The organism is Cyclobacterium xiamenense, from assembly GCF_009467825.1.
Taxonomy (GTDB): domain Bacteria; phylum Bacteroidota; class Bacteroidia; order Cytophagales; family Cyclobacteriaceae; genus Cyclobacterium; species Cyclobacterium xiamenense.
In genome coordinates this window covers 1-778 of sequence record NZ_WIOK01000086.1, presented here as the reverse complement: position 1 = coordinate 778, position 778 = coordinate 1, and the positions used below count along the sequence as shown (strand labels likewise).

Below are 778 nucleotides of genomic sequence, written 5' to 3'. Positions count from 1 at the left end.
CAGTGCCAGTTCCCAACCGGTGGTGCGGGAGTCGGCCGCATTGGAAGCAGGAGCCGCCGTACCCAGGATCGCCGGATACTCCTGACGCATCAGCATGTCCTTGGTATCCCGCGTAAACACATCGAAGGAAGCGTCAATTTTGCCACCAAACATGGTAAAGTCTACACCCAGGTTTTGGGAAATCACCGTTTCCCAGGTCAGCGTGGGGCTCACCAGGCCAGCAGGGGAAACAAACGGCGTGCGCTGCCCTGCGGTCATCATAAAGCCGGACTGCCCGATACCCATGGTGGGAATGTAGGGGTAGAAATTATTCCCCAACAATTGGTTACCCAGTGTACCGTAGGAAGCCCGGATCTTCAACTCGTCCAGCCAGCTGGAGGTATTGGCCATGAAGTTTTCGTTCGATATTCTCCAGCCCACCGATAAGGAAGGAAAGAAACCAAAGCGATCGTCCGTGGGGAAACGGCTGGTACCGTCGTAGCGTCCGTTGGATTCGATCAGGTAGCGCTCGTCGAAAATGTAGTTGACCCGGAAAAAACCGCCCCGGAGGGAATTGTGGTTGGAACTACCAAACGTCTGCTGCATGCCGATGGTGGCATTCAAATCGGTAATCAAGGGGGTGATCAGCGTATTGGCCTGTGCGCGAATACGCTTGTTTTGCCCCCATTCCTGGTTGAAGCCCACCATGGCGGTCAGGCTGTGCTTTTCGGGAAGGGAGAATTCGTAATCCGCGTAGGCGTTGAATACGTAGTACTGATTGATATCGTTGACCTCGTTG

The 778-nt window shown here is 54.5% G+C and carries 1 protein-coding gene; it reads right to left on the bottom strand.

Annotation, left to right across the window (positions count from 1 at the left end; translation table 11 throughout):
• On the bottom strand, positions 1–778 hold a 778-nt coding region (locus tag GCU44_RS22960), incomplete at both ends, for a TonB-dependent receptor domain-containing protein (RefSeq protein ID WP_154859718.1).